Origin of the sequence: Streptomyces sp. NPDC059917 (assembly GCF_042730635.1) — a bacterium.
Taxonomy (GTDB): Bacteria; Actinomycetota; Actinomycetes; order Streptomycetales; family Streptomycetaceae; genus Streptomyces.
Genome location: NZ_JBHWLC010000058.1, coordinates 18,762 through 41,587, shown reverse-complemented (window position 1 = coordinate 41,587; position 22,826 = coordinate 18,762). Strand labels below are relative to the sequence as shown.

The window sequence follows — 22,826 nt, the reverse complement described above, 5'->3', positions numbered from 1 at the left end:
CCGGTGGGGGAAGTTCCGGGCACAGCCGTGCCCGGACGCACCACCCCGTGTGAAGGAGAAACACATGCCCGGCAAGAACAGCACCTACGACGACCTCGCCATCGACACCTTCAAGCTGGAGCAGGTCCAGATGGAGAACGACCCGACGATGCTCGCCGCCACCTGCAGCAGCAACGTGGGCTGCTGCTCCACCAGCGGCACCCCGGTCGGCGAGGACGCCTGACCCGCACGCTCCGCTGTCGGGGCACGGACCCTGCAGTGACCCTGACAACGGCGTGATCCGTGGTGGCCGGCCCGTCGGGCCGGTCACCACGGCACCTTCGACGGAGACCCAGTGACCGAGACCCACGCGCCACCCCGCACCCTCCCCGCCGCGCCGCCCCCCTCCACCACCGTCCTCACCGCCGTCCCCACGGGCACCGAACCGGACCGGCGCAACGAGGAGTTCGCGCGGGAACTGCGCGACCACCTCGCCCGGTACCCGATCCGCCGCACCACCGCGTGCGACACGGCCGCGCACGACCTCACCGTGGAGGTCCGCACGCTCGGGCTGACGCTGGACCCGACCGTCGGCGCCGACCGGGCGGGCGCCGTCCCGGAACCGGACGCCGCCCACGCGCGCGGGGCGGGCGGCCGCACCGTCCCCGTGCACTTCTACGGCGACACGGTCATCGTCGGCCCGATCCACACCACCGGCGGCCCCACGCGGCCCTGCGGCGCGTGCCTGCGCCGCCGGTGGACCAGGCTGCGACCCGAACGGGAGCGTCGGGCCCTGGAATCGGGCCGCGCGCACACCGCCTCCGGCGCGGGCAGCGCCGTACCCGCTGCCTGGCACGTGCCCGCCGTGGCCGCCGCGCTGGACCGGCTGGGGCAGGAGGGGCCGCGGGCGTCGGGGACCGACGGACTCGCGGAGGTGCTGGAGATCGACCTCACCACCGGGGCGACCACCCGGTTCGGCCTGCTCGCGGACCCCGGCTGTGGCCACTGCGCCGTGCTCCACGAGGACGCGCCGCCCGCCACGGACGGCTTCCCCGCGCCGCGTCCCCTGCCCGCCCCCGGCGGGACCCGGCTGCGGGGTTGGGACGCCGCCCCGCTGCCCGTGGACGCGCTGACCAACCGGCTCTGCGGAGCCGTGGGCACCTCGCGCGCGAACCGCCTCTCCACCGGCATCAACGCGCCCGTGACCGGTCGGCTGCGGCTCGGCGGGCGCCGGTCGGAGCGCACCACGCTGTACGACATCACCTGGGGCGGCCACGCCGCGAGCTACCGCGAGAGCCGGGCCCTCGGACTCCTCGAAGGGCTCGAACGCTACGCCGGACAACGCCCGCACGGCCGACGGCCCGCGCTGCGGGCGGCCCTGGCGGACCTGGACCGGGCCACCGACCCGGACGCCGCCCGCCCCGCCCTCGACCCGCGCGACACCGTGCTCTACGAAGAGGGCTTCTACGAGCGGGACCACGGCAGGCCCTTCGTCCCGTTCGACCCCGCCCGGCCCATCAGTTGGGTGTGGGGGCACTCCTTCGACCGGGGCGGCCCGCTGCTGGTACCGGCCCAACTCGCCTACTACGGACCGCACCCGGTGAGCGAGCAGTTCGTCCTCGGCTCGTCGAGCGGCTGCGCCACCGGCAGCTGCCTGGAGGAGGCCGCCCTGCACGGACTGTTCGAACTGGTCGAGCGCGACGCCTTCATGGTGAACTGGTACTCGGCCGCCCGACTGCCCGAGATCGACCCGGACAGCTGCACCGAACCGCAGACGGTCGCCGCCGTCGACCGGATGCGCGCCCTCGGCTACGAGGTGCGGCTGTTCGACCTGCGGGTGGACCTCCCGGTCCCGATCGTGCTGTGCGTGGCCCGGCTCCGCACGCCCGGCCACGGCAACCTGTGCATGTCGGCGGGGGTCGCACCGGATCCGGCGGACGCGGCGCTCGCGGCCGTGCGCGAAGTGGCCAGTTACCTCCCCGGGTTCGCGGCCCGCAGCGCACAGGACGAGCCGGAACTGCGCGCACTGGTCGACGACTACGCCGCCGTGACCGAACTCGACCACCACGGAGCCCTGTACGGCCTGCCGCGGATGGCGGACCGCTCGCCCTTCCCCGGTCCCCGGGGCGAGGTACGCCCCCTCGACGTCACGTTCGCCGACTGGACACCGCCCCTCCACCGGGACCTGCGCGCCCAGTTGACGCACTACGTCGACCTCGTCCGCACCGTGGCGCGCGACGTCGTCGTGGTCGAGCAGACCTGTCCCGAACAGCGCGCGGCCGAGGTGGCGACCGCCGCCGTCATCGCCCCCGGTCTCGTCCCGATCGACTTCGGCTGGGACTACCAACGCGTCCTGCACACCGAGCGCCTGCGCACGGCGGCCTGGCGCGCGGGCCGACGCTCCGCCCCCCTGGGCGAGGACGAGGTCCACCGCCATCCGCACCCCTTCCTGTGACCGGTCGGCCCGGGCCGTCGAGCACGCGAGAAGACCGAGAGGGAACGCCAGAGATGGTCACCGACACGACAGACGAAACCCACCGCCCCGCGCACCACGGCGCGCACCGTGCCGCGCGGGACACCGACCGGGTCGCCACCGTGCTCGCGTACGTCGACGCCGTCCGCGACCGGCCCCGGCGAAGCCTCGACGAGGAGGGATTCGCCCCCGACTGGGCAGACCGCCCCGCCCCGCACACCGTCCACCCCGGTGCGTGCGAAATCCCGCTGCCCACCGCGACGGCGGCCCGCGCCACCGGCACCCTCGCGCACGCCCTGGCGCGCGCCACGACCGGGCGGCGCGCCGTGGCGCCCGTACCCGCGAGCGGCCCGGCCACGGGCCTGACCCTGGCGGACTTCGCCGCGGCCCTCCAGCTCACCGCGGGGGTGCTGGCCCGGCGCTGGCAGATCGACTGGAACGGCGACGCGGACCGGCGCGCCCGCCTGACCGGCGCGGCCTGGGGCAGGGGAACGCCCTCCGGCGGCGCCAACTACCCCTGGGAGCTCTACTGGGCCGCGCCCCCCGGCCTGCCCGTACCGCCGGGCCTGCTGCACTACGCCGGCGGCCGGCACGCCCTGGAGCGGCTGTCGACGGGCGATCCCACGCCCGTGGTCCGCGCCGCGCTGGCCGAGTCCCCGCCGCCGGGTGCGGGCGCTCCCACCGGCGGCTACCTGATCTGTACCCTGCGCCCCTGGAAGACCGCCTTCAAGTACGGCAACTTCGCCCACCACGTGGCCACGCACGACATCGGCGCCTTCCTGGGCTCCTGGAGCCTGCTGCGGTTCGCCGCCGACGACCCCGACGGGGCGACGGCCCGGTTGGCCTTCGACGAACCGGCGGTGAACGCGCTTCTCGGACTCGACCCCGACCGGGAATCCGCCTACGCCGTCCTGCCCCTGACCTGGCACCCGGCCGAACGGCGGGCGCCGCGCAGCGGAACGCTCCCGCCCGCCGGCCCCGCGAGCGCCTCGCCCGGCCGCCCGCGGCCCCGGGAGAGGTCCCGCCGCGTGCGCCCGATCCCCGCACCGGCGGCGCTGCTGCGGGCGACGCAGGCCACCCCGGGCCCGCCGCCGACGGCGCCCCGGGCCGCCGGGCCCCCCGTCCCGACCACGCTGCTGCCCCTGCCCGACGCCGCCGACCGACCGGCCGACCTCGCGGAGCTGCTCTCCCGCCGCCGCTCCAGCACCGGCCGCTTCGATCCCCTCGCCGACCTGGCCGCCCCCGACCTGGCCGCGGTACTGCGGTGCGCGGCGGCGGCCACCGGCGCCCCCGACGAGGGGCTGCTGCGGATCCACGTCCTCGTGCAACGCGTCGAGGGGATCGCCCCGGGCGCCTACCGGTACCTGCCCGCCCGGCACGCCCTGGCCCCGTCGGGCAGCGGTACGCCCGGGCTGAGGGAGCGGGACTACGCCATGCGCAACTACTCGGTCGCCCACGCGGGGGCCGTCGTCGCCCTCACCTGGCGCCCCGCCCCCGACCTCGCCGCCCACGGCCCGCACGCCCACCGCCGCGCACACGCCGAAGCCGGTGCGGCGGGCCAGTACCTGAGCCTGGCGGCCCAGGCCCTCGGGCTCGGCTGCGGGCTCGCCCTCGGCCTCGACCCCCGGGCCGTCGACGCGGCCGTGGCGGGCGCAGGGCCGTCCGGCGGTCGGGGGGACGACGAACTGCGCACCACCCTCTGCGCGTTCCTCGGCACCAGGATGCCCGGTACCGCCGACCTCGACGACCGGCTCCTGTGAGCCGCCGCACCCTTTCGCGCACCGGGTATTGACACTTCGTCAGAAGGGGAGCAGCGTCTCGGCCGATTCCGCCGACGAAGGGACCGGGCCGTGCCGGAGGACGACGCAGACGTGGACCTGCTGGAGGACACCTGGGCCCGCGAGGTCCCGCACGCGCTCTTCACCCGGCTGCGCCGGGAGGACCCGGTGCACTGGCACGAGGTGCCGGGCCGGCACGCGGGCTTCCACGCCGTCACCCGCCACGCCGACGTCAAGGCCGTCAGCCGCGATCCCGAGCTGTGGTCCACCGAACTCGGCTCGTTCATGATCCGCGACCAGGACCCCGAGGCCCTGGGGTCCCTGCGGCTGGTCCTGTTGGGCATGGACGCCCCGCGCCACTCCCGCTACCGCGCGCTGGTCAGCGCGGGATTCACGCCCCGGGTGGTGCGCGGCCTCGCGGTCCGGATCCGTGAGCGGGCGCTCGCCCTGGTGGAGCGCGCCGTCACCCCGGGCCGGGAGATGGACTTCGTCGACGAGGTCGCCTCCTGGCTGCCGATCCAGACCATCTGCGAGATGGTCGGCGTACCGCAGGAGGACGAACGGCTCATCTACGACTGGAGCAACCGGATGGCCGGCAGCCAGGACCCGGAACTCTCGGCGGGCAAGCACGACAGCGACCTGGCGGCCGCCGAGATCTACGCCTACTGCGCCGAGCTGTCGGCGCTGCGGCGGGCCCGGCCCCGACAGGACATCCTCTCCACGCTCGTCCACGCCGAGGTCGACGGCGACCGGCTCACCCCGGACGAGATCAACATGTTCTTCGTCCTGCTGTGCGTCGCCGGCAACGAGACCACCCGCAACCTGCTCTCCCACACCCTGCTCGCCCTGATCGAACACCCGGCGGCGCGCGCCGAACTGGCCGCGGCGCCCGACGACGAGGCCCTGTGGACCTCGGCGACGGAGGAGTTCCTGCGCTGGGGCGGCTCGATCCACAACTTCCGGCGCACCGCGACCCGCGACACCACCCTGCGCGGCCGGCACATCGCCGAGGGCCAGAAGGTGGTCACCTACTACACCTCCGCCAACCGGGACGAGGAGGTCTTCGCCGACCCCTTCGTCTTCGACGTCCGCCGCACCCCGAACGAGCACCTCACCTTCGGCGGTGGCGGACCGCACTTCTGCCTCGGCGCCGGCCTCGCGCGCACCCAGATCAAGACCCTCGTCCGCGAGCTGCTGCGCCGCCACCCGGACGTCGCCCTCACCGGCGAGGTCCGCCGACTGCGCTCGGACTTCATCAACGGAGTGAAATACCTGCCCGTGCGCTTCGGATAACGTGGGATGTCATGTCAATACCGGTCAATTCAATCGAAGGGGCCGGTAGCAACCCCCGAAGGACGTTCCCGGTGCACGGTGAGTACAAGGTTCCCGGCGGCAAGCTCGTCGTCGTCGATCTGGAGCGCGCGGGAGAGGTGTTGCGCGGCGTCCGGGTCTCCGGCGACTTCTTCCTCGAACCCGACGAAGCGCTCGACGCCGTCGACCGCGCCCTGGAGGGCGCCCCCGCCGACACCGACGCCGCCGAGCTCGCCGCCCGGATCACCGCCGCCCTGCCCGAGGGGACCCAGATGTTCGGGGTGAGCGCCGAGGGCATCGCCATCGCCGTGCGCCGCGCGCTGGCCCAGGCCACGGAGTGGGCCGCGCACGACTGGCGGCTCATCCGCATGCCCCCGCAGGAACCCGCCCTGCACATGGCCCTCGACGAGGTCCTCACCCACGAGGTCGCCGCCGGTCTGCGGCCCCCGACCCTGCGGGTGTGGGAATGGGGCGCCCCGGCCGTGGTCATCGGCAGCTTCCAGTCGCTGCGCAACGAGGTCGACCCCGAGGGCGCGCGCCGGCACGGCATGACGGTGGTGCGCCGGATCTCGGGCGGCGGAGCCATGTTCATCGAGCCCGGCAACACCATCACCTACTCCCTCTCGGTGCCGCAGTCGCTCGTCTCGGGGCTCTCCTTCGCCGACTCCTACGCCTACCTGGACGACTGGGTCCTCGGTGCGCTCGGCGAGATGGGCGTCAAGGCCTGGTACCAGCCCCTCAACGACATCGCCACCGAAGCCGGGAAGATCGCGGGCGCGGCCCAGAAGCGGATCGTGTCCGGCGCCGGAGCCGTACTGCACCACGTGACGATGGCCTACGACATCGACGCCGACAAGATGACCGAGGTGCTGCGCATCGGCCGCGAGAAGCTCTCGGACAAGGGGACGAAGAGCGCCAAGAAGCGGGTGGACCCGCTGCGCCGCCAGACCGGACTCTCCCGGGAGGAGGTCATCGACCGGATGGTCGGCGCCTTCCGCGGCCGCTACGGCCTGACCGAGGACACGGTGACCCCGCAGGAGCTCGCCCGCGCCCGCGAGCTGGCGGCGACGAAGTTCGCCACTGAGGAGTGGACCGCCCGCGTCCCCTAGGGCCGCGCCCCGCGTCCCCTGGGGCCGCCGCTCACCCGCGCCCCCGCGTCCCCGCGCGGCCGTCGAGATCGGCCAGCAGCTCCCGGGCGGCGCGGGCCCCGGAGGCCATGGCGCCCTGGACGGATCCCGTGGCGCGGTGGTCCCCGCACACGTACACGCCCTCCTCGACCCGTGTGGTCCGGCTGAGCGGCCAGGGCGGGAGCATCGCGGGCAGCGCACCGGGCACGGTGACCGCGCCGACGTCCTGCCACCGGGCCGCGTCCGCCCCGTAGACCTCCGACAGGGCGGTCGGCAGCGCCGAGCGGTGGGCGGGGGTGTCCTCGCCGAGGACGGAGGTGGACACCAGGGCGCGGCCGTCGGCGCTGTAGCCGGGGGCCACCTCGGTCAGCACGCAGGTGTTCAGGAACCGCCGCCGGGCGTCGACCAGCAGGGTCGGTTCGCGCAGCGGAGAGGTGGCGGCCGCGTGGTAGTAGGTGGTGACCGTCCGCGTCGGAGCGGGTGCGCCCACGGCCGGTACGAGCGCGGACGCGCACGCCGTGTCGGTGGCGACCACGACGGCGAGCGCCGCGCGGGACCCCCCGTCCGCGAGGACCACGCCGTCGCCGGACACGGCGCGCACGCGCGCCCCGAGGCTCAGCGCGCCCCGGGGCAGCGCGCGCGCCAGCTGCTCGGGCACGGCCCCGATCCCGGCGGCGGGCAGGGTCAGGGTGCCCCGGATCATGCTGCGCCAGGTCAGGTGGAACATCCGGCTCGACGTCTCCAGGGCGTCCTCCAGGAAGACGCCCGCCAGGAACGGGCGCATGAGGACGTCGACGAGCGCGTCGTCGAGCCCCCAGCGCTCCAGTTCCCGCCGGGTCGTGCGCTCCGGGAGCCGCCGCAACGCCCGGGCGGGGGCCAGGGCGTCCCGTGCCGTCAGCGCGCCGAGCCCGGCGAGCCCGCGCAGCCGGGTGTGCCGGCCGGCCAGCAGGGCGGCCGCATCGCCCGGGCGCCGGCTCGGATCCCCGAAACGGACCCGCTCGCCGTCCGACAGGTGGACGAGGACGCCCGGGGTGAAGGGGCGCAGGCGCAGCTCGCGCAGCCAGATGCGGCGCTTGACCTGCGGGTATCCGGTGTTGAAGACCTGGAAGCCGCGATCGAGCACGAACCCGTCGCGCAGGTCGCTGCGCATCCGGCCGCCGACTCCGTCGGAAGCCTCCAGCACGCTCACCCGTACCCCGGCCCGCGCCAGGTCCAGTGCGCAGGTGAGCCCGGCGAGACCCGCTCCGACGACGATCACGCTGCCCTGACGGTCACGACCGTTCACCGCTACCGACCTCCTCGTGGTGGCTCCACCCCTCCTTCGCCGCCGGGGACCGGATCGGATGCGGGAGCCCACCGGTCGGGCGGGGCGGCCGTTACTTCTTGGGGCCCGTGCCGCAGAAGAAGATCGCCTGGCCGAGTCCCTTGACCGTGCCGGTCATCAGGCCGATGGCCAGGCCCGGTACGGCGCCGCCGCCGCCGACCATCGCCCCGGTGGCCGTTCCCACGACCGTGTTGATGTAGATCGAGCTGCCGAGGTGCTCCAGCATGCACTTGTTCCACTCGGCTTCGGTCCTGGGCTTGTCGAGGAGGCCCGCGGGAGCCATCGCGGCCGTGCCCGACCCGCCCGCGTCCTTGAGCGCGGCGCCGCCGACCCGGACGCCGTCACGCACCGAGAGGGTGGGCGGCGTCACGGCACCGGTGACCGTGTCCCCGGTGACGCCCCGGATCGTCTGGGTCAGCTTCTTCCCGTCGAGGGTCAGGCCCACCGCGTGGGTGGCGCCGTTCGGCTCCTGGACGACGCCGGGCCGTACGGTGGCGATGTTCTTGCCGGTGGCGTCGGTGAGCCTGACCGTGTCGTTCTCGACGGTCGCGGTGGCTCCCTCGGGGATCTCCAGGTCGGCGCTCTCGGTCGTGGCCAGCACCTGGGCCTTGACGTCCGTACGGGTGTTGCCGGTGTCGCTGCCCGGTGTGGCGGTGCTGGTGCGGGCGATGTACATGGTGGAGCCGGCCGTCGCGTTGACGACGGGGACCGTGACGGTGGCGTCGGTGGTCCACGGCTGGTTGTCGGTGTCGAAGGTCCAGGTGCCCGTGACCTTCTTGCCGACGGCCGCGAAGTCGACCCAGGCGTAGTTCTTCGCCGGTACGTCCACGGCGATGCCGTTGATCGTCGTCTCGTCCGAGGAGTAGGTCTGCGTCGCGGACAGTTGACTGGAGATCATGGCCTGGACGGGGGTGGTGACCCCGACGGAGGTGGAGACGCCGGCCGAGTACGACTGCTCCCAGCCGGAGTGGTAGATCGTGGTGAAGATCTGCTTCATCGTGCTGTCGGTGGCGTTGTACCAGACGGACGAGGCGATCTGGCGGGGCAGGGCCTCGGGCTGTCCCTCGGACCTCTCGGTCCACGAACAGGTCGAGGTCCTCTTGGAACACAGGTCCGCGTAGTAGTCGAGGGCAAGGCTCCTGGCTTCCAGGGCCTTCGACGCGGGGACCTTCCACTCCTGGCTCGCGCTGCCGTTGCAGACGTTGGGCTGGGCGAGGATCCCCCACAGGTGGAGGCCGCCCCGGTTGTCCATGCAGTACTCGGTCCCGCTGGAGTCGTCACGGCGCACGATCCCGAAGGAGTTGGGCTTCCCGTCGACGGGCCGGAAGTGCCACTGCTCGCCCTCCTTGCCGCAGGACTGCTGCTGCGCGGGCTGGGAGGCGTAGACGCACTTGCCGGACGCGGTGCTGGCGATGTTGAACAGGCCGGGTTCCGCGAGCTTGATGAGGCGCCAGCTCGTGTAGTTGGTGCCGTCGGGGGTGACGGAGATCTGGTTGCCGTCGTTGTTGCCCGTCGCGTTGAGGGTGCCGTCCCCGTTGCTGAAGGTGTAGGCATCCGCCGCCGTCGCGGCGGCCGCGGGAGTCGCCGCGACGGCGAGGGCCGGGGTGATGACGGCGAGGGCGAGGGCCGGGGCCGTCAAGAGCTTCGCGGCACGCCTGAGATGGGTGTTCATGGCACCTTCCGGTCGGGTCTCGTGCCCTGGCCGTCCGTGACTCGTCCCGCCGGTGACGACGGCCGTCCTGCGGCCGTCGAGCGGTTCGTCCCGTCGGACGGCCGAGCACCTTCGGCGCCCAGTCACGCATGCGCGCGCCGCGCGGCGCACCCGGAACGATCCGGAGTGACAGTGCGGGCGGGGCCATGATCGAACGCCCCCGGCGCGCGGGGACCGGCGCCCGCGCTCAGGCGTCGGGGCCCTGGGTGCGGCGGGCGTACGCACGGGCGGCGCGGGCGCGGTCGCCGCAGCGCGTCGAGCACCAGTGGCGGCGGCCGTGCCGGAGCAGGTAGCGGTTGCAGGGGCTGGAGCCGCACGCGGTGAGGCGTTCGGCGTCCGGGGAGGTGAGGAGATCGGCCGCGTCGGCGGCGAGCGCCGCCAGGGCGTGGTCGACGATCGCGCTGGTGGGGTGGGGGGTGACCCGGTGGGGCCCGCTCTCGTCGTCCCACTTCAGGAGCGGGGCGGTGGGTACGCGGGTCATGGCGTCGTTGACGGCGGCGACGGCGGCGGGCAGCGCGGGCAGTCCCGCGGCCCGGGCGGCGAACAGCGACCGGACCTGCTCGCGCATCGCCCGCAGCTGGGCCGCGCACATCTCCCGCATGCCCGCGTCGAGCGGCGCGAGATCACGCTCCGCCAGCCAGTGGTTCGCCCGGGCGGGGGTCGACAGGAGATCGAGCGTGTGCCCCCCCGGCAGCGCGAGGGCGCTGTTGGCGAGGGCCAGGGAAAGGTGCTCCTCCTCGCCTCGGGCGGGCGGGGGGACGGCTTCTTCCATCAAGGACTCCTTCACCTTTCTCATGGTACGTCTTGCGGCTATCCGTGAGAAGCCGGTACGGTCATCTCACGGTTCACTCGCATCTATCCGTGAGGTGTCATCTCCATGTCCTCGTTCCCGGTACCGGTCGAAGAGTTCCCCGTGCGCGTGCTCGGCGGCCCGACCGCCCTCTTCGAGTACGGCGGCCTGCGCTTCCTCACCGACCCGACCTTCGACGGCCCCGGCGACTACCGGGGTCGCGGCGCGCCCCTGACGAAGACCGCCCCCGCGAAGGCGGCGCCCGCGGACCTGGGCCCCGTCGACGTCGTCCTCCTCTCGCACGACGAGCACCCCGACAACCTGGACGCGGCCGGTCGGGCCCTGCTCGCCGAGGTGCCCCTCACCCTCACCACCCCCGGCGGCGGGCAGCGCCTCGGTGGCCGGGCCAAGGGGCTGGCCGACTGGGAATCCATCGAGCTGAAGCGCCCCGACGGCGGCACGGTGACCGTCACGGGCGTACCCGCAGTGCACGGCCCCGGTACGCGCGAGGAGGTCGAGCCGATCACCGGCCAGGTCGTGGGCTTCGTCCTGACCGGCGACGACCTGCCCACCGTCTACGTCAGCGGGGACAACGCCTCGCTGCGGGCCGTCGAGGCGATAGCCGAGCGGTTCGGGCCGGTGGACACCGCCGTCCTCTTCGCGGGAGCCCCGCGCTTCCCCGTCCTGTTCGACGGCGCGCTGCTCGTCCTGGACAGCGCGCAGGCGGCCGAGGCCGCCCGGATCCTGGGTGCCCGCCGCGTCGTACCCGTGCACTGCGACAGCTGGGCCCACTTCACCGAGGGCCGCGCCGACCTCGAAGCCGCCTTCGCCGCGGCCGGGTTGACCGACCGACTGGACACGGACTGGGCGCGGCAGGCCTGATGCGCGTACCGACGACCGAAGCGCGGTCGTCGGTCCCCGGTCGGCTCCTCACCGTCCCGCGTCCGTACCGGACGCGGCGGTGAGGAGCCGCGGGCGCGTCAGGCCGGATGCTCGGCGCGCGGGGCGTGCGTGCTCAGCGCGCGGAACTCGGTCGGGCTGATGCCGTACGCCTCGCGGAAGGAGCGGCTGAACACCACCGGTCCGCTGAAGCCCCAGCGGGCGGCGATGGCGCCGACGTGCCGGGTGCGCAGTCCCGGGTCGGCGAGGTCGGCGCGGCACCGTTCGAGTCGGCGACGGCGTATGCGGGCGTGGACGCTCTCCTCCTGGCCGTGGAAGAGCTGGTGGAGCGTGCGCACGGAGACGTGGTGGTGGGCGGCGATCGCCGCGGGGTCGAGCTCCGGGTCGCCGAGGTTGTGCTCGATGAACGCGTGGATCCGCTGCACCAGCGCCTGCGTGCGGACCTCGGCGGGCAACCGGTCCTCGGTGTCCAGCTGTTGGGCCAGGCACGCCGCCACGAGGTCGACGGCGACCGAACTCAGGCGCCGCAGTTCCTCCGGAGCGCATTCGGCGCCGTGGTCCTCGAGCGAGGTCATGAAGGACGCCAGGATCGCCGCCAGGCCCCGGTCGCCCGGTATGCGCCGGGCCAGCACCTGGTCCAGGCTCTGGGTGCGCAGCGGCAGGACCTTCCGGGGCAGCATCAGGATCGTCGCCCGGACCTGACCGCCCCCGGCCGGCATCTGGTTGTCGGACGGCCGGGAAGTGTCCCAGAGCATGAGGTCACCGGCTCCGATGGCGCACTCGCTGCGGTGCTGCGACAGCGAGGTGGCCCCCCTGCGCAGGAGGGCCAGTTGGTACTCCTCCGGGTCACCGCGCCGGATCATCGCGGCCGTGCGCCGCGAACGCAGGGGCGCCAGGCTGAACTTCGACGCACGGATGTCCCCCAGGTCGAGCACGGCCGCCTCCCCCTGGAAGTCCGCGGGCCGCTCACAGCTGAGGGCGGCGGGCATCACCTCGCTCGACACGACGTCGGAGTACCAGGCGAACCGATCTCCCGCCGGAACATCGCCCGTTGACACCACTGACCACATCCGGTGCTCCCTGTTGGATCTCTTTGTCAGGACCAGGATGCAGCCAAAGAACCGCTGCTGACGCATGCCGACCCCCGCGTGCCGCGCACCCACCGGGGGCGGCGGCGCATCGGGGGCGGGGGACAGCCCCCGGTCGAACCCGGAGGAGGCCACCAGCGCGGCCCGCCCCGGGCCCGAGCCATGATCGTTTCACCCCCTCAGGGGGACGGGAACGAGCCGAGGAGTTCAGCATGACCACGCACCACCGGGCGATCGGCCGACGGAGGCTGCTCGCCGTGACGGCCGGGGTCGCCGCCACGACCCTCCTGGCGCCCACGGCCTCGGCCGCGACCCCCGCACCCGGCCCGCCGGACCCCGCGGGCGCGAGGGAGCGACAGGCGGCCGCGCTCCGCGCGCTGGAGCACGGCGCGCACCCGCTGCGCTCGACGGAACCGGGCGGCGACACCGTCGACCTGCGGGCGCTGGACGCCATGATCGGCGGCGCCGAGGTGGTCGGACTGGGCGAAGCGACCCACGGATCGCACGAGTTCTTCGCCATGAAGCAGCGCGTCTTTCGCCACCTGGTCGAGGAGAAGGGCTTCACCGCCTTCGCCCTGGAGATGAGCTGGACCGCCGGTCTGCGCATCGACGAGTACGTCCGGGGCGGCCCCGGCGACGCCCGGCGCACGGCCGCGGAGGCCTTGGCCGGATCTCCCTGGGAGCGCGAGGAGTTCGTCGACCTCATCGCCTGGATGCGGCGGTACAACGACCGCCACCCCGGCCGCACGGTCCGTTTCATGGGCAATGACATCGGGGCTCCGCGGCTCGGCGACGCCGTCTTCGACCGGGTCCTCGCGTACGTCCGCTCCCACCGCCCGCAGGACGTCGCCCGCCTCGAGGCGCTGTACGCGGGCCTGCGCCCCCTGGACGACGTCTTCGCGTACCTCGGCAGGCCCGTCGCCGAACGGCGGCTCGCCGCCACCACCGCCCAGCAGGCGTTCGACCTGGTCACCGCGGGCGAGGGGGCCGGGGGCGAGGCCTACGCCTGGGCCGAGCAGCACGCCCGGAGCATCGCCCAGACCTTCGCGTTCGCCTCGCTCGACCTGTCCGACCCGGCCTCCGTCTCCGCCGCGGAGCACTTCCGTGACCGGGTCATGGCCGACAACACCGCCTGGTGGCACCGCCGCACCGGCGACAAGATGCTGCTCTCGGCGCACAACGGCCACGTGGGCTACCTGGCCAGCGACCCGGTGACGTACCCCACGACCCAGGGCGCCTTCCTGCGCGGGGCCCTCGGCCGGGACTACGTCGCCGTCGGCTTCACCTTCGGGCGCGGCTCGTTCCTCACCGCGACCACCCTCGGCAGCCCCTGGCGCGAGGTCACCGTCCCGGCGGCCACGCCCGACATGCAGGAGCACACCCTCGGCCGGGTGCGCTACCGCGACTACTACCTCGACCTGCGCACCCTGTCCGCCGCGGGCCGCGGTTGGCTGAGCACCCCGCGCCCCACCTACGAGGCCGGTTCGTCCTTCACGAAGGACCCGCTGCCCACCCTCGCCCTCACCGGGACGTACGACGTCCTCATCCACCTCGACCGGGTCCGTTCGGCCACCGACCTCTAGCCGTCTCCCGCGGATCCCGCCCGGCGTCGCGCGCCGGGCGGGCTTGCGGAACAGGGCAGGGGTCAGCGCAGGTGCCGGGCGAAGAAGCGGGCCCCGGGGTCGAGTTCGAACTGCGGGACACCGGTGTGGCCGCCCATGTTGGCGTGCAGCGTCTTCTCCCGGGACCCGAAGGCGTCGAAGAGGTCCAGGGCCGCCTGGCGGTCGTTGCCCTCGTCGTCCCACTGGAGCAGGACGTGCAGCGGAATGGTGACCCGCCGGGCCTCCTCGAACATGCGGGCGGGAATCAGGCTCCCGGCGAAGAATCCGGCGGCCACGATGCGCGGCTCGACGGCCGCGAGCCGGACGCCGATGGAGATGACTCCGCCCTCGTACCCGACCGGACCGCCGATCTCGGGAAGCAGCAGCAGCGCGTCCAGCGCGGCCCGCCACTCCGGCACCGACTTCTCCACCAGCGGGAGGATGAGGGCGTCGATGATCTCGCCCCCGACCGGCCCGCCGGCCGTCATGGCCCGGCGCAGGTCGGCCCGGGCCCGCTCGGCGACGTCCCAACGGGGCCGGTCGCCGCTGCCGGGGAGTTCGATGGTGGCCGCGGCGAAACCGTACCGCGTCGCGTAGTACCGGGCCCGGCCCACCAGCCGGGGGTACATCCTGCCCAGTCCGAGCGGGGGGTGGCCGATCAGGATCAGCGGCGCCGGTGCGGAGGCGGGCGAGGGGGCGGGCGTCCAGAGGATGCCGGGGATGTCGTCGAGGGTGAACCCGCGTTCGAGAACGCCGTCGTCGAGGAGCTGTTCAGAGGTGAACCGCATGGTCGTGCCTTTCGGGAATGCGCGTGGACGGCGCTCCCGGACGACCTATCGCCCGACCATGACCCCGCGAGGGAGCGCCCATGTCGTCACTGGTTCCACGGGTACCACCTCCTCGTCCATCGGCACGGTCCCCGGAAAGGTAACAGCACCCGCGGCGCGCTCCAACCCATTTTCCCGGGGCGGCCGCGCGGGTGGCGTGGCGATGAGTTTTTCCGGCCCGGACGGTCTTACCTGTGATGACGACACAGGAGGAACGCATGGCGCAGTTGCTGAGGGTCCAGAACTTCAACGTGTCCCGGGACGGGATCGGTGCCGGAGAGGACCAGACCCTGGAGCGGCCGTTCGGGCACGTGGACCCCGGGCGGTTGTTCGCCTGGGCCGGTGCCACGGCGAGCTGGCCCATGCGCACCGATCCCGGGGGCAGCAGGGGCCTGGACGACTACTTCACGCGGGACTACGCCCGCGACATCGGTGCGGAGATCATGGGCCGCAACAAGTTCGGCCCCCAGCGCGGACCCTGGCTCGACCACGACTGGCAGGGCTGGTGGGGTCAGGAGCCGCCCTTCCGCACCCCCGTGTTCGTGATGACCCACCACGCACGCCCCTCCTTCACCCTGTCCGACACCACGTTCCACTTCGTCGACGGCGAGCCCGCCGCCGTCCTGGAACGGGCCCGGGAGGCCGCGGGCGGCAAGGACGTCCGGCTCGGCGGCGGGGCGAGCACCATCCGCCAGTTCCTGGACGCCGACCTCGTCGACACCCTGCACGTGGTGGTCTCCCCGGTGGAACTCGGGACCGGCGTACGGCTGTGGGGGTCCCCCGACGAGCTGCTCGACCGCTTCCACCTGGAGGTGGTCCCCAGCCCGAGCGGAGTGAGCCACCACCTGTTCTGGCGCAAGTAGTCGGCCGCGCCGGGGCGTTGCCGTTGGCCGGTCTGTGGTCTGGACCAATTCATCGGGCCGGTCGCAGACTGGCCCGATGAACCCGTTACCGACCACCTTGGGCACGCCCCGGACCGGCGAGCTGCCGCTGCACCGGCTGGAGGTCCCGCTGCCGCACCTCCTGCCCTTCGCCATCGGATCGTTCGACTCCATCGGGCCCCTCTCCCGCGCGAACTTCCCGCACCGGCACGCGTTCTACGAGATCGTGCACGTCACCGGCGGCACCGGCGCGCACGTCCTCGACCTCGTCCACCGGCCCCTGGAGCCGCCGCACCTGTGCGTGATCACGCCCGGCCAGGTCCACCACTGGGAGGCCGCCGAGGGACTCACCGGCCACGTCATGCTGTTCAACGAGGACTTCCTCCTCTCCCACCCCGACGACGCCACCGCGCTGGACCAGCTGGCCGACCGGCCCTGGCTGCGGCTGCGGGACCGCCAGGACGGGATCGCCGACCTGCTCGCGGAGATGGAGCGCGAGTACCGGACCCTGCGCGAGGGGTACGCCGGGGTGCTGCGCGCCTACCTCCACATCCTGATCGTCCGGGCCCTGCGCAACAGCGAGCCGGGCCGGGAGCGGGGGCCCGCGGCAGCCGGCCGGGCCGTCGACCTCGCCGCCGCCTTCACCCGCCTGATCGCCGCCAAGGGCGGGGCGGAGTCCTCCGTGGCTTCCTGCGCGAAGGAGCTGGGGGTGTCGGCCGGCCATCTGCACACGCTGGTCAAAGCGGCCACCGGCCAGACACCGGGCCGGTTGATCCGCCGCCGACAGACGCTGGAGGCCAAGCGGCTGCTCGCCCGCACCGACCTCACGGTCAGGCAGGTGGCACGGGACACGGGCTTCGCCGACCCCGCGTACTTCTGCCGGTTCTTCCGGCGGGAGACCGGCCTGAGCCCGGGGGACTACCGGGCGGCCTTCGACCGGGGGAGCGGGCCGACGGGCGGAGGAATTCACCACGATCCCCGGATCCCGTCCATCGCTGCCGCCGCGACGGGAACCGTAGGTTGACGCCGACGGGGCCGGGCGCCGACCGGGTGCGTGTCCCCAGGGCCCGGGCCGCGCCCCACCGCAGCCCGGCGTCCGGCCCCGCACCCGTCGTCGCGCCGCCCGTCCCTACGCCCCACGCGTGTGAAGGAGCCGACCCATGCCCGTCCCCGGAGAACAGGACACCGCCGATCCGTCCCGGTCCGCACCACCGGAGGGACCCGTCCCCGCCCCCGCCGGCAGCCCGAGCCGGTTGACCCGCAAGAACTTCCTCAAGGCCGCCGCCCTCGCCACCACCCCGCTGCTCATCGGTGGCGGCGTGGCCCTGGCCCGGGACCAGGCAGGAGCCGCGGCCGCACTCGAACTGACCCCGACCTGCGACGACGGCGACCACCCCACCGTCCCCCAGACCGAAGGCCCCTACTTCAAGCCGAACTCCCCGCTGCGCACCTCCCTGGTCACCGCCTCCACCCCCGGCACCCGGCTCACCGTGAGCGGCTACGTCTTCGGCCGGGCCTGCCGGCCGATCGAGGGCGTCCTGCTCGACTTCTGGCAGGCGGACGTGAACGGCGCCTACGACAACACCGGGTTCGCGTTCCGCGGTCACCAGTTCAGCGACGCCCAGGGCGCGTTCCGGCTGGCCACCATCGTGCCGGGGCTGTACCCGGGGCGCACCCGGCACATCCACGTCAAGGTCCAGGCCCCGGGGCGGCCGGTGTTGACCACCCAGCTGTACTTCCCGGGGGAGCCGCGCAACTCCACGGACTCGATCTTCGACGCCCGGCTCCTGATGAACGTGCGCCAGGCCGGACCGGGCAAGGAGGGCACCTTCGACTTCGTCCTGGACGTGGCGCAGACACCCTCTCCCTCACCCTCGCCCACGCCCACCGGGACCCCGCCCGGCCCGAGCAACCCGCCCTCCGGCACCTGGGCGGCGGGGACCACCTACCGGGCCGGTGACCGGGTCACCTACGGCTCGGCGGCGTACACCTGCGTCCAGGGGCACACCGCCGTGTCCGGTTGGGAGCCGCCGAACGTCCCGGCCCTGTGGCGCCGCGACTGACCGGAGCGCTCCCGAGCCGCGCGCCCCGAGCGATCAGCGCAGTCCGGCGAAGAGGTCGGTCTCGGGCACGGGGGCGCCGGTGGGGTCCTGAACGCGCAGGAAGGTCTCGACGCCCATCAACTCGGCGAACCTCTCCTTGCCCATCCTGAGGAAGAAGATGTTCTCGCCCTGGCTGGCGTGCGCGGCCAGGGCATCGAACTTCTGGCCGCTGTAGGCGGTGGTGTCCACCCAGGTGGTGATCTCGTCGTCGGGGAGGCCGATCTCGGCCAGCGCGGCGGTCTCGGCGGGGTCCGGCGCCGGCCTGTCCCCGTGGAGCTCGCGCATGATCTCGCCGAACCGCCGCATCCCCGAGCGGGGCATCGTCGTCCAGTAGACCTTCGGGTTCAGGTCGGTGAGCTCCAACGCCGCCATCGTGATGCGGTGGGCCTGGATGTGGTCGGGGTGTCCGTAGAAGCCGTTCTCGTCGTAGGTGACGACCACGTCGGGCCGGTAGTGCCGCATGAGGTCGGCGAGCCGGGCGGCGCCCTGCTCCACCGGCGTCCGCCAGAAGGAACCGGGGGCGTCGTTGCTCGACCACCCCATCATCCCGGAGTCGGCGTAGTCCAGCGTCTCCAGGTCGCTGATCCGCAGGACCTCGCAGCTCGCTTCGAGTTCCTTGCGGCGCAGCGCGGCGACGGCGGCCGGATCGTGCTGGGCGTCCCCGGGCTTGGCCCCGTCGATCCCGTCTCCGCAACCGCCGTCGGTACACGTCACGAGGACCGTGCGGATGCCCTCCGCCGCATAGCGCGCGAGGACCCCTCCCGTTCCGGTGGCCTCGTCGTCGGGGTGGGCGTGCACTGCCATGAGGGTCAAGGGCCGGTCGGTCATGGGGAAGTCCTCCTGCGGAAAAACGTCGTGGTCCCCACATGGTGGCCCAACCCGGTCGCGGGGCGGACACGCGGGGTGGCGGCGGGGTCGCGGAAGCGGGGGTCGAGACTCCTTCTAGGCGGGGCTGCCAGATTGACGCTCCGACCCACACCGCTCCCCACAGAGGAGAAACCGATGCCCACGCTCGCCCCCGAACTCGATGCCGACCTCGCCGCGCCGCTGACCGACCCGACGGACGACCTCTTCGACATCGACGTGCGGATCGAGGTCGACACCACGCGACCCGAGGCCGGTTTCACCAGCATCAGCTGCAGCTCCTGCCTCCAGAGCATGTGTTGGTGCTGAGGTAGGCGGCCGGCGGCCCCGGGCCGCCGGCCCCTCGCCCGTCCCCTCCGCCCCACCCGCTCGTCCGACTCGCCGCCAACGTCAGGGGACCGGTCCCGATGCCGCCGAAGGCCGCGCACCGCCCGTACTTCCGCGCCCTACCCGTCGCCCTGCTGCGGGCACCGGCACGCGGCGCCCTCGAAGGACCCGCCCGTACGTCCCCCGACGGCGCGCCCGGCAGCCGCTCGGCCTGCGAGGAGCTGCTGCGCACGGCGGCGGCCGACGCCCCGTTCATGGAGGCCCTGCACGTCGCCAGCGCCTCGCTGGCCCGGCTCGTCGAATCGAGCACCGAGCCCGGGGGACTGGCCTCGCGCACCGACGGCCAGCTGCGCCGGGCCGCGCTGTCCGTGGTCCGCTACGAAGCCAGGACGCGCTCCCGCTGCACCCCCTTCGGGCTGTTCGCCGGGGTCGCCCCCGTCCGCATCGCCAGCTCGGCGAAAGTGTCCTGGCCGGAGCCCGCGTACAGTCGCACCCGGGTGGATCTGGACTGGCTCTCCCGACTGATCCGCCAACTGGAGCTGGACGGCGCGCTCCTGCCGCACCTCACCGTGCACGCCCACACCGGGGTGTTCCCGCGCGGCGGCCGACTCGTTATGGCCACGCCCTCCAACCCCGGCACCGGCGCCGGCGACGCCGCCCGCAGCGAGGTGTCCGTGCGGGTCACCCCCGTGGTCGTCGCCGCCCTCGAACTGGCCTCGTCCCCGGACGGCATCCGCGCGGGCGAGGCGATCGCCGCGCTCGAAGGACGCTTCCCCACGGCCCGGGCCGGGGCCGTCGCCGGACTCCTCGCCACACTGGTCCGGCAGGAATTCCTGGTCACGGGCCTGCGGCCGGTGCTCGACGGCAGCGACCCGCTGACCCAGCTCATCGCCGTGCTCGCCGCCGCCCAGGAGTCGGCCGGCGCGCCGCTCCCGGTCCTGAGCGGGCTACGGGAAGCGGCCGCCGCCCGGGACCGGGTCGACGCGGCCGCCCCCGGCGGGCGCCGCGCGGCGCTCGCCGACCTCGAAGCCGCACTGCGCGGGCTCGGCGGGGCGCGGGAGGACGACCGGCTCGTCCACGTGGACCTGGCCCTCGGCGCCGACGTGCGGTTGCCGCGGTCCGTGGCCGACGAGGCCGCCCGCGCGGTGGACGTCCTGTGGCGGCTGTCCCCGCCGGGCCCCGGCATGCCCGCGTTCCGCTCGTACCACCGCGACTTCATCGAGCGCTACGGCACCGACCGGATCGTCCCGGTCCTCGAACTGCTCGACGACACGGTGGGAATGGGCGCGCCCGCGGGCTACGAGTGGCCCGCCTCCGCGCGCACCGAGGAGCCGCACACCGCGCCGGAGCGCGCCCGCGACCTGCTGCTCGGCCGACTGGCCGCGGCGGCCGTGCGCGCCGGTGACCCCGAGGTGCTCCTGGACGACGACCTCGTGGCGCGGCTCGTGCGCGGCGCGCCGGATCCCGCACGGCTGCCGAGGTCCTGCGAGATGTTCTGCACACTGGTCGCGGACTCCGAAGAGGCCCTCGACCGCGGGGACTTCCTGCTCGTCGCCGGGCCGGGCCCCGCGCCCGCCGAGGCCGGGGCGACGTTCGGCCGGTTCGCGGGGCTCACCGGCGGCGTCACCGAGGAACTGGCCGCCGCCGTGCACCGGGACGTACCCGGCGCGGCCCACCTCACCGTCGCGTTCCAACCGCGCACCGCGCGGGCGCTCAACATCGCGAACAGTCCGCGCACCGCCGAACGGCAAGTGGCCGTCGGGCTACCGCCGAACCCGCGCGCGCGGGCCGTACGGCTCGACGAGATCGGCGTCGCCGGGAACGCCGACCACCTCTACCCGGTCCACCTGCCCACCGGCACGAGGCTGCTCCCGCACACCTCGCACGCCCTCGACCTGCGCGGCCAGGCGCCCAACGCCGCCCGGTTCCTGCTGGAACTCGGCCGGGACGGCACCCGCATGTGCACCCCCTGGGACTGGGGCCCGGTCAGGACCGCCCCCTTCATGCCGCGCGTCCGCTACGGTCGCACGGTCCTCTTCGCCGCGACCTGGCGCCTGGACGAACTGGCCGAGCACACGGCCGACGGACCGGCCGCGTGGTCCGCCGCCGTGGCCCGGTGGCGCGCGCAATGGGGCGTCCCGCGGCGCATCGTCCTCAGCAGGCTCGACCACCGGCTGCGCCTCGATCTGTCCGACGCCTGGCACCGGGAGGTGCTCCGGGACGCGCTCGCCAAGGACGGCGACCTCCTCGCCACGGAGGTCCCCGGCGGCGGGGAACGCGTCGACGGCTGGCTCCGCGACCCGAGCGGCGCGTCCCGGCCGGCCGAACTGGCGCTCGCCTTCACCGCCGCCGACGAACCGGCGGCGCCGCGCGCGTCCCGGCCCGCCGGTCCGGCGCGGAGCGCGGGAGCGCGGTCGTCCGAGGTGGGCGGCGAATGGCTCTACGCCAAGCTCTACCTCCCCGAACGGCACGTCCCCGCCTTCCTCCTCGAACGGCTCACCCCCTTCCTGGCCGGTCTGCCCGCCGCGTGCGGGGAGCTCGTGGACCGGTGGTTCTTCATCCGCTACCGGGACCAGGAGGACCACCTCCGGCTGCGCTTCCACGGCCCCGCCGGGCCGCTGTGGGAACGGCTGGTGCCCGCCCTGCGCGCGGCGGTCCGGGAGTGGACCGCCGCAGGCCTGATCGGGCGGTGCGTCCTCGACGCCTACGAGCCCGAGTGGGAGCGCTACGGCGGACCGGGGGCCCAGGCGGCCGCCGAACGCTTCTTCGCCGCCGACAGCCGCGTGGCCCTGGCCCTGCCGCGCGCGGCCCGCGCCCAGGCGGCCGGAGGGCCCCGGTGGACCCCGCAGACCCTCGCCGCGATGTCGACGGCCTCGATCGCCCAGGCCTTCGGCCCCGCGCCCGACGCCGCCCCCCACCACGCCCCCGGCCTGCCGGAACGGTACGGGCCCCAGGAGCCCGGGGCCGCCTGGCTCGCCGCCGACACGGCGGGCCACGACCTCCCGCAGGGGTTCCGGGCCGACCGGGCATCGTGGCTGCGCCTGGTCGACCCGGTCGGCGGGTGGCCCGCGCTCGGGGCAGACCCGGCCGGGCGGGAGGTGCTCGCCGCGCTGAGCGACCAGGCCGCCCGGCTGCGCGAGTACCGGGAGGTCCTCGACGCCCTCGCCGACACCGGCGAGACCTGGTCGCCGCTGCCCCGCGTGCTCGCCGGCCTCCTGCACATGACCTGCAACCGCCTGCTCGGCCCCGACCGGGACGCCGAGCGGCGGGCCCACGCCGCCGCCCGCTCCTGCCTGACGGGCAACGCCGACCGAAGGAGGCACCAGCGGTGACCACGGCCACCACCCTGATCGAGTCGACCGTCGAACGGGTGGCGGACGCGCTCGCCGACCCCGACGCGTTCGTCCGGCACCGCGGCGAGCGCGGCGACCCGGTCTCGCTCGAAGGGAACGCCGGAGCGGCGCTGTTCCTCGCGGAGCTCGCCGGTCGCGACCCGGGCCGCCTGCCGGCCGCCCACGCCCAGCTCTCGGTGGCCGCCCGCGCCCTGAACGGGACCGCCTCCGCGGGGCTCTACCACGGCCCCGCCGCGGTACTGGCGGCCGCGCAGGCCTGTGCGCGCCGCGGTGGGCACTACCCCCGGCTGCGCCACCGGTTGACCGAGCACCTGGCGGGGGGGGGGGGGGGGGGCGGGGCGCCGCCCCCCCCCCCCCCCGGGGGGGGGGGGGGGGGGGTGGGCGGGGGGT

The 22,826-nt window shown here is 74.4% G+C and carries 18 protein-coding genes and 1 pseudogene; 13 read left to right on the top strand and 6 right to left on the bottom strand.

The window, feature by feature from the left end:
* Window positions 1-64 precede the first annotated feature (64 nt).
* The 5 genes from ACFWAR_RS28445 (at window position 65) to ACFWAR_RS28425 (ending at window position 6,650) form a co-directional block, all read left to right on the top strand.
* Complete coding sequence (locus ACFWAR_RS28445) at window positions 65-223, top strand: hypothetical protein (RefSeq protein ID WP_385782926.1); 159 nt, start codon at window positions 65-67, stop codon at window positions 221-223.
* Window positions 224-334: 111 nt separating this feature from the next.
* The gene (locus ACFWAR_RS28440) at window positions 335-2,434 is read left to right on the top strand and encodes a TOMM precursor leader peptide-binding protein (protein WP_385782924.1); all 2,100 of its coding nucleotides are present in this window, start codon (window positions 335-337) and stop codon (window positions 2,432-2,434) included.
* Window positions 2,435-2,487: 53 nt separating this feature from the next.
* Window positions 2,488-4,212: a nitroreductase family protein gene (locus tag ACFWAR_RS28435; RefSeq protein ID WP_385782922.1), complete on the top strand. Its 1,725-nt coding sequence runs from the start codon at window positions 2,488-2,490 to the stop codon at window positions 4,210-4,212.
* Between the two features lie 90 nt (window positions 4,213-4,302).
* A complete protein-coding gene (locus ACFWAR_RS28430; protein ID WP_385782920.1) occupies window positions 4,303-5,523 on the top strand; it encodes a cytochrome P450 in 1,221 nt (406 codons plus the stop codon).
* A 71-nt stretch (window positions 5,524-5,594) separates the two neighbouring features.
* Window positions 5,595-6,650 (top strand): biotin/lipoate A/B protein ligase family protein, encoded by a 1,056-nt coding sequence (locus ACFWAR_RS28425; protein WP_385782917.1) that lies wholly within the window; start codon window positions 5,595-5,597, stop codon window positions 6,648-6,650.
* 31 nt (window positions 6,651-6,681) lie between these two features.
* Here the strand turns inward: ACFWAR_RS28425 and ACFWAR_RS28420 are convergent, their stop codons facing one another.
* The 3 genes from ACFWAR_RS28420 to ACFWAR_RS28410 all read right to left on the bottom strand — a co-directional run bounded on the left by ACFWAR_RS28420 (window position 6,682) and on the right by ACFWAR_RS28410 (window position 10,499).
* Window positions 6,682-7,953 (bottom strand): NAD(P)/FAD-dependent oxidoreductase, encoded by a 1,272-nt coding sequence (locus tag ACFWAR_RS28420; RefSeq protein ID WP_385782915.1) that lies wholly within the window; start codon window positions 7,951-7,953, stop codon window positions 6,682-6,684.
* Window positions 7,954-8,044: 91 nt separating this feature from the next.
* The gene (locus ACFWAR_RS28415; RefSeq protein WP_385782912.1) at window positions 8,045-9,664 is read right to left on the bottom strand and encodes an RICIN domain-containing protein; all 1,620 of its coding nucleotides are present in this window, start codon (window positions 9,662-9,664) and stop codon (window positions 8,045-8,047) included.
* 226 nt (window positions 9,665-9,890) lie between these two features.
* Window positions 9,891-10,499, bottom strand: coding sequence for an ABATE domain-containing protein (locus ACFWAR_RS28410; protein WP_385782909.1), 609 nt, complete (start codon window positions 10,497-10,499; stop codon window positions 9,891-9,893).
* A gap of 81 nt (window positions 10,500-10,580) precedes the next feature.
* Here ACFWAR_RS28410 and ACFWAR_RS28405 point away from each other — a divergent pair, with 81 nt between their 5' ends.
* On the top strand, window positions 10,581-11,375 hold the full coding sequence (locus ACFWAR_RS28405) for an MBL fold metallo-hydrolase (RefSeq protein WP_385782906.1): 795 nt from the start codon (window positions 10,581-10,583) through the stop codon (window positions 11,373-11,375).
* 98 nt (window positions 11,376-11,473) lie between these two features.
* Here ACFWAR_RS28405 and ACFWAR_RS28400 read toward each other — a convergent pair whose 3' ends face one another.
* Window positions 11,474-12,397 (bottom strand): helix-turn-helix domain-containing protein, encoded by a 924-nt coding sequence (locus ACFWAR_RS28400; RefSeq protein ID WP_385782903.1) that lies wholly within the window; start codon window positions 12,395-12,397, stop codon window positions 11,474-11,476.
* A 296-nt stretch (window positions 12,398-12,693) separates the two neighbouring features.
* Between ACFWAR_RS28400 and ACFWAR_RS28395 the strand changes: the two genes are divergently transcribed.
* Window positions 12,694-14,064: an erythromycin esterase family protein gene (locus ACFWAR_RS28395; RefSeq protein WP_385782900.1), complete on the top strand. Its 1,371-nt coding sequence runs from the start codon at window positions 12,694-12,696 to the stop codon at window positions 14,062-14,064.
* A gap of 62 nt (window positions 14,065-14,126) precedes the next feature.
* Here the strand turns inward: ACFWAR_RS28395 and ACFWAR_RS28390 are convergent, their stop codons facing one another.
* Window positions 14,127-14,870, bottom strand: a complete 744-nt coding sequence (locus tag ACFWAR_RS28390; protein WP_385782897.1) for an alpha/beta hydrolase — start codon at window positions 14,868-14,870, stop codon at window positions 14,127-14,129.
* 257 nt (window positions 14,871-15,127) lie between these two features.
* Here ACFWAR_RS28390 and ACFWAR_RS28385 point away from each other — a divergent pair, with 257 nt between their 5' ends.
* From ACFWAR_RS28385 to ACFWAR_RS28375, 3 genes are all read left to right on the top strand, one after another.
* Window positions 15,128-15,772, top strand: a complete 645-nt coding sequence (locus ACFWAR_RS28385; protein ID WP_385782895.1) for a dihydrofolate reductase family protein — start codon at window positions 15,128-15,130, stop codon at window positions 15,770-15,772.
* A 76-nt stretch (window positions 15,773-15,848) separates the two neighbouring features.
* Window positions 15,849-16,814 (top strand): AraC family transcriptional regulator, encoded by a 966-nt coding sequence (locus tag ACFWAR_RS28380; RefSeq protein ID WP_385782892.1) that lies wholly within the window; start codon window positions 15,849-15,851, stop codon window positions 16,812-16,814.
* A gap of 136 nt (window positions 16,815-16,950) precedes the next feature.
* A complete protein-coding gene (locus ACFWAR_RS28375) occupies window positions 16,951-17,853 on the top strand; it encodes a carbohydrate-binding protein (RefSeq protein WP_385782889.1) in 903 nt (300 codons plus the stop codon).
* A 33-nt stretch (window positions 17,854-17,886) separates the two neighbouring features.
* On the opposite strand, the gene ACFWAR_RS28370 is transcribed toward ACFWAR_RS28375, so the two are convergent.
* Window positions 17,887-18,720 (bottom strand): PIG-L family deacetylase, encoded by an 834-nt coding sequence (locus ACFWAR_RS28370; protein ID WP_385782886.1) that lies wholly within the window; start codon window positions 18,718-18,720, stop codon window positions 17,887-17,889.
* A gap of 174 nt (window positions 18,721-18,894) precedes the next feature.
* On the opposite strand from ACFWAR_RS28370, the gene ACFWAR_RS28365 reads away from it, so the two are divergent.
* From ACFWAR_RS28365 to ACFWAR_RS28355, 3 genes and pseudogenes are all read left to right on the top strand, one after another.
* A complete protein-coding gene (locus tag ACFWAR_RS28365) occupies window positions 18,895-19,065 on the top strand; it encodes an FDLD family class I lanthipeptide (RefSeq protein ID WP_385782884.1) in 171 nt (56 codons plus the stop codon).
* A gap of 98 nt (window positions 19,066-19,163) precedes the next feature.
* A complete protein-coding gene (locus tag ACFWAR_RS28360) occupies window positions 19,164-22,415 on the top strand; it encodes a lantibiotic dehydratase (RefSeq protein WP_385782881.1) in 3,252 nt (1,083 codons plus the stop codon).
* A pseudogene (locus ACFWAR_RS28355) lies at window positions 22,412-22,826 on the top strand (hypothetical protein); the annotation flags it as partial. The gene ACFWAR_RS28360 and the pseudogene ACFWAR_RS28355, both read left to right, overlap by 4 nt.